Here is a 6,418-nt window from a genome sequence, read left to right on the forward strand (position 1 = left end):
CTCGGGCTCCAGGCGTGCGCGCCGGGCGTGGGGCCGATCGCGAGCGCGGGCATGGCGCCCCGCTTCGCGCGGCCGCCGCTGGTGCCGATGCGGCTGACCCCCGATCAGATCGTCGATCTCAAATGCTGCATCCGGCCGCTGCGCGCCGCCGGCCCCAGGCTGGATACCGAGCAGATCGGCGATACGCTGGTCGTCCACAATTACGGCCATGGCGGCAGCGGCTGGTCGCTGTCGTGGGGCTCGGGCGAGGTGGCGGTGGGCAAGGCGATGTCGGTGCTGCCCAAGGAGATCGCCGTCATCGGCTGCGGCATCGTCGGCCTCACCGCCGCGGTGATGGCGCAGCGCGCGGGCCTCAAGGTGACGATCTACGCGCGCGAGATGATCCAGCGCACGCGCTCGTTCCGGGCGAGCGGCTCCTACACGCCCGACTCGCGCGTGGCGCTGGCCGCGCCCGCCGGCCCGGGCTTTGGCGACCTCTGGGAGCAGATGGCGCGTTTTTCCTGGAAGAGCTTCCGCACGATGATCGGCATCCCAGGCGATCCGGTGGTGTTCCACGATTCCTATACGCTGTCCGACACGCCGATGCATCGGCACGAATTTCCCGCCGATCCGGCGATCACCGACAGCTATGCCAACACCGGCCGGCCGCACCAGAACAGCGAGTATGGCCATTACAGCGATCGCATCAAGGATATCGTGCCGCAGATGCAGCCGCTGGCGGCCGAGGAAAATCCCTTCCCCGTCGGCTATGCCGCGCGCACCTCGCAGATGCATTTCAACTTCGCCAGCTACGCGCACATCCTGCTGACCGAATTCCTCGAGCGCGGCGGCCGCTTCGAGCAGCGCGACTTCCATGCGCCCGGCGAAGTGACGAGCCTCAAGGAAAAGGTCGTGATCCATTCGACCGGCTATGCGGCGCGCGACCTCTGGCGCGACAAGACGATCATCCCGGTGCGCGGCCAGACCGGCTGGCTCGCGCCGCAGCCCGAGGCCGCTTATTCGATCCGCTACAAGAACGGCCTCGCCATGTCTAAGGCGGACGGCGTGGTGATCATGAATTTCGACAATGATCTCGGCGAGATGCAGGGCGTAGGCAACAGCTACGAAGTGCCCGATCGCGCCGATACCGAAGCCGCGCTGGCATCGCTGGCGCCGCTCTTCTCGACCCCCAAGGCGAGGGCCTGAACGATGGCGACCGGATCGGCGAAGCGGCGGGCGACGGGCCTGAGGCTGCGGGTCGCGGCGGTGGCGGGCATGGCGGCGCTGGCGCCGATCGCCGCGCTCTCGATCCCCGCCCCCACCAGCACAGCGCCCACCAGTACTGTCCAGGGGGTCTACACCGCCGAACAGGCGAGCGAGGGCGCGGCGCTCTACGCGGGCCAGTGCGCGATGTGCCACGGCAAGGCGCTGGAGGGCACGCTCGAAAATCCGGCGCTGACCGGGCGCTTCCTGGGCAATTGGGGCCATGCCCCGCTGGCCGATCTGTTCGACTATATCGGCCGCGCGATGCCGCAGATGGCGCCGGGCACGCTCCCGCCCGCGAGCAACGCCAGGATCATCGCCTACCTCCTCCAGCAAAACGGCATGCCCGCCGGCAAGACCCCGCTGCCCGCCGATTCGGCCGCGCTGAAGACGATCATGCTCGATCCGGCGAAGCGCTGATCCAAACGACGATGTTGCGAATATAGCGCATGTATCGCCGAAATCGCCGCCCGGCCGGCGCGAGGCGCGCGACCGGGCGCAAGGGGGCTTGCGCGATACCCTCCTTTTCGGCTTGTTACCGATCAGTGACGGCCGCAGAGCCCGCGCCAGGGGAAGATGTTCGACAGGCACCGCGCCGATCCCGGCGCGCGAGGGCCCGTGATGACAGAGCGACAGAGCCTTTCATTGCCGAAGATTGCGCCCGCCGGAGGTTGGCGTTGAGCGCCCGCGCCACGCCCGACCTCGTCATTCGCGCCGCCGATCGCGGTGAAATCCCTTCGCTCGAGCGGCTGATCGCAAGCTCCGCGCGCGCGCTGGGCCAAGGCTATTATTCCGATGCCGAGACCGAGGCGGCGATCGCGCACGTCTTCGGGGTCGACAGCGATCTCGTCGACGACGGCAGCTATCTGGTCGCGACCGATGCGGACGGACGGCTGCTCGGCTGCGGCGGATGGAGCCGGCGGCGAACCTTGTTCGGCGGCGACAATTTCGCGGGGCGCACGCCGGGCTTTCTCGATCCCGCCGAGGATGCCGCGCGCATCCGCGCCTTCTTCGTGGCGCCCGGGGCCGCGCGCATGGGCATCGCCAGCGCGCTGCTGGCCGAGTGCGAGCAGCGCGCGGCGGCGATGGGCTTCACGCGCATGGCGCTGATGGCGACGCTGCCCGGCGTGCCCTTCTATGCGGCGCGGGGCTATGTGGAAGGCGAGACGATCCGCCAGCAATGCGGCGATGTCGCGGTGCGCTTCATTTCGATGTCCAAGACGATGGCCGATACCGCGACGCGATCGGCCGTCCGCGCAGATTCATTTTTCGGCGAGGCCATGCACAGGGAGCGAGCAGAGCCCACCGGATAAGCCAGACCGGCCTCAAGGCCGGCGGACGGGGAAGGATGCTTCTGGAGGCGCTGAGGCACCAAAGGGGGAGCATATGAAGACCAAGACCATCATTTCGCGCGGCGCATTCGTCGTGGCGCTGGCTGCGGCCAGCCAGAGCGCATGGGCGGCCCCGGCGCCGGCACCGGCGCCCGACGAGCCACAGGTCGCCTCCGGCGAAGAGATCATCGTCACCGGCACGCGCACGACCGGCCTGCGGGCGTCCGACAGTCCCGCGCCGATCCAGCTCCTCGGCAGCGACGCGATCAAGCGCGTCGGCCAGCCCGATCTCAACTCGGTGCTCGCCCAGCAACTGCCCTCGATCCAGGTGCAGGCGTTCGGCAGCGATCAGACCGCCATGCATCCCTCGATCAAGCTGCGCGGCCTCAGCCCCAACCACACGTTGATCGAGATCAACGGCAAGCGCCGCCACGGCACCTCCAACGTCAACGTCGCCGGCGGCCCTTACGGCGGCGGCGCCGCGCCCGACCTCAGCCTGATCCCTCAGGACGCGATCGATCATATCGAAGTGCTGCAGGACGGCGCCGCGGCGCAGTACGGCACCGATGCGATCGCGGGCGTCGTGAACTTCATCCTCAAGAAGAACCCCGGCTTCACGGTCGACGCGACCGGCGGCAAATATATCGGCCAGGGCGGCGGGCGTTACGACTTCCAGGTCCGCGTCGGCGCGCAGCCGATCGAAAACCTGAACGTCAGCATCGTCGGCGAACGCAGCTTCAAGGATTACAGCTTCCGCGGCGACGTCGATCCGCGCGTGGCGAATACCAATATCGCCGGCGTGGTGACGCTGCTCAACGCCTATCCGGGGATCCGGCAATATCCCAATTATCCCTATGTGAACCGCATCGTCGGCGACGGGCGCATGCGCCTGACCAACGGCCTGGCGAACATGGATTATCAGGTGACGCCCGAGGTCAACGTCTATGCGTTCGGCACCTATTCGCACAAGGTCGGCCGGACCTATCAGAACTATCGTCTGCCCAACGTCGTGGTCGGCAAGTCCACGGTCGGGGTGGCGGCGGGGGCCGGCGACGTCCCGTTCCCGGGCGGCTTCTCGCCGCAGGAGCTGACGCGCGAGACCGATTATGCGGTGACCGGCGGCGTCAAGGGCGAGATCATGGATACGACCTATGATCTGAGCACCACCTGGGGCAAGGACGTGAACAACGTCTACGTCGATCGATCGGCCAACGCCGCGCTCTACTTCGATTCGTCGACGCCGACGAGCAAGGGTTTCAGCCCGAGCCTGTTCTTCGACGGCGCGTTCGTCTTCTCGCAATGGGATACGACGCTCGATCTGACGCACAAGTTCAACGTCGGCCTGGCGAACCCGCTCAACGTCGCGGGCGGCCTCGAATATCGCCAGGAGAATTACATCCTCCGCGCCGGCGATCCCGCGTCTTACTATATCAGCCCCTATGCGACGACCGTGGTCAACGGCACGACCGTCAACGCCAAGCAGGGCGGCGCGCAGAGCTTCTTCGGCTATTCGCCGGCCAACGCCAGCAACAACAGCCGCAAGAATTATTCGGAATATCTCGACTTCAACATAAAGCCGGTCGATGCTTGGCTGGTCGACGCCGCGGTCCGTCACGAGAATTACAGCGACTTCGGCTCGACGACGGTGTTCAAGCTGACGAGCCGGTACGATTTCTCGCCGAACATCGCGATACGCGGCACCGTCTCCACGGGCTTCCGCGCGCCGACGCTGGCCGAAGCCTTCTATTCGGGCATCAACGTCGGCCCGACCTCGCTCTCGGGCATTTTCGCGCCGAACTCGGCGGGTGCGCGGGCGCTGGGCCTCAACGGCCTGAAGCCAGAGAAATCGACCAACTTCTCGGCGGGTCTCGTGGTCCACCCGGCCCCCAGGCTGACGGTCACGGTCGATGGCTATTATATCCAGATCAGGGATCGGATCGTGCAGTCGGGCTCCTTCTTCGGCGCCAATTACAATCGCGGCGTCCCGGTCGCGGGTACGCCGACCTCCAGTTCGGTGCTGGACGCGCTGCGCGCGGCCGGCGTTCCGGTCGATGCGGTCCTCAGCACGCTTCAAGCGGGCGCGGTCAACGGCCAGAGCGGCAGCATCACGCTCCAGACCTTCGTGAACGGCCTGAAGACGCGCACCACCGGCATCGACTTCCTGGCCAATTACAGCTCGGACTTCGGCACTCTGGGGCATGTCGACTGGTCGCTCAGCGCGAACTACAACAAGACCAAGATCCTCTCGATCAATGCGCCCCCGGCCAACGTCAACCAGGCTTCGCTGCTGCTCGATCCTTCGGCCCAGTCGAACCTGATCGACACGACGCCGAAGTTCCGCGCGACGGCCGGAGCCTATTGGACGTGGAACAAGATCTTCGTCAGCGTGCGCGAGTCCTTCTACGGCAAGTCGAGCCTGCTCGCCGCGGATCCGACGAGCGGCCTCTACGTCGATCGGCTGCCCGACAAGACCCACTTCATCACCGATCTCGAAGTGGGTATCAACCTGACGAAGTACCTCAAGCTCTCGGGCGGTGCTAACAACATCTTCGATGTCTATCCGACGAAGCTGCCGGATTATTATCGCAACCAGCAATATGCCAACAACAGCACCGGCTACATCACCAAATATCCGTCGTGGTCGCCGATCGGCATCAACGGCGGCTATTATTACGGCCGCCTCAGCCTGAACTTCTGATCGGCTTTGAAGAAGTAGATGAAGCCAATGATGGGTTCGGATATGCCCTCCGGCTGGATCGCCGGCGGATGATCGGATCATTGGCTTCGGTTTCGGCGTGATGGGGCTCGGCGGTCGCGCGACCGCCGAGCCTGTCCGGCAGTTGTAACCGGGCGCCTGTAACCGGCTGACTCGCGCCACGATATTCTGTTAGCGTTACGATCGCCGCCAAGAAGGGCGGTTCAAGCAAAAGGGGTGCTGAGCATGCGCATACGTCATCTGATCCTGTCGCTGGCCATCGGCGCGCTCGCCGCATCGGGCGCCACCGCGGCGGGCGTCACCAAGAACATCCTGCCGGCGGGCAAGGACGGCAAGCCGGCGCGCATCCTCGAAAGCGCCGAGGCCGGTCCAGGCTCGTCGATCCTTTTCGTCTCGGGCCAGCTCGCCTCGCCGATCGATCCCAGCAAGCCGATGGGCCCGGCGATGACGATCGCCGATTTCGGCGACACCAAGACGCAGGCGCTGAGCGCGCTCGGCAAGATCAAGGGTATCCTCGCCAAGCGCGGCTATGCGATGTCGGACATCATCAAGATGACGCTGTTCCTCGCCGCCGATCCCAAGCTGGGCAAGATGGATTTCGAGGGCGTCAATGCGGCGTTCGAGACCTATTTCAACAGCCCCGACAACCCCACGACCACCGCCCGCTCGGCGATCCAGGTCGCGGCGCTCGCCGGCCCGAATTTCCTCGTCGAGATCGAAGTGATCGCCGCCAAGACGAAATAGCCTGACTCCGGGGACCGCTCGTGCCTGCGCGGGCGGCCCATTCCCTGGAATTGAATGCGACCGGCGATCCTCCCCCGGCGGGGGAGGACAGTCATCGTCCGCGCACCTCGAATTTTACATATGGTCTATCCGGAAAGTTGAACTGTCGTCACCCCGGCCTTGAGCGGTGTCCCGCTGCCTGCCAACGCTAAGAAGCGGGACCCCGGCTCAAAGCCGGGGTGACGTCCAGTTTGAACAGGACAGCCTCTAGCTACGATCCTCGTCCGATGGACGCAGGAGAGGTCGAGGATGACGGCGGCACCTAGAGCCGGATGACTTCAGCCTTACCCGCTCATGCTGAGGTGAGACCGAGTAGCTCCGCAGGAGCGTATCGAGGGCTCGTATC

General features: G+C 65.7%; 5 protein-coding genes. All 5 read left to right on the forward strand.

The features are described 5' to 3' along the window. Positions 1–1,185, forward strand: a 1,185-nt coding sequence (locus HUU94_RS06935) for an FAD-dependent oxidoreductase (protein WP_217429581.1), incomplete at its 5' end; no start/stop codon positions are given. 3 nt (positions 1,186–1,188) lie between these two features. Then, positions 1,189–1,662, forward strand: a complete 474-nt coding sequence (locus HUU94_RS06940; protein WP_174274369.1) for a c-type cytochrome — start codon at positions 1,189–1,191, stop codon at positions 1,660–1,662. 257 nt (positions 1,663–1,919) lie between these two features. Further along, entirely contained in the window at positions 1,920–2,555 is a 636-nt protein-coding gene (locus HUU94_RS06945) for a GNAT family N-acetyltransferase (RefSeq protein ID WP_254602014.1), read from the forward strand. Between the two features lie 73 nt (positions 2,556–2,628). Beyond that, positions 2,629–5,271 carry a TonB-dependent receptor plug domain-containing protein gene (locus HUU94_RS06950; RefSeq protein ID WP_174274371.1) on the forward strand — a complete coding sequence of 881 codons (2,643 nt, stop codon included), beginning with the start codon at positions 2,629–2,631 and terminating at the stop codon, positions 5,269–5,271. A 243-nt stretch (positions 5,272–5,514) separates the two neighbouring features. After that, positions 5,515–6,033 (forward strand): Rid family hydrolase, encoded by a 519-nt coding sequence (locus tag HUU94_RS06955; RefSeq protein ID WP_174274372.1) that lies wholly within the window; start codon positions 5,515–5,517, stop codon positions 6,031–6,033. Positions 6,034–6,418: the final 385 nt, after the last annotated feature.

It is taken from the genome of Sphingomonas bacterium (assembly GCF_903644055.1).
Lineage (GTDB): Bacteria > Pseudomonadota > Alphaproteobacteria > Sphingomonadales > Sphingomonadaceae > Sphingomonas_I.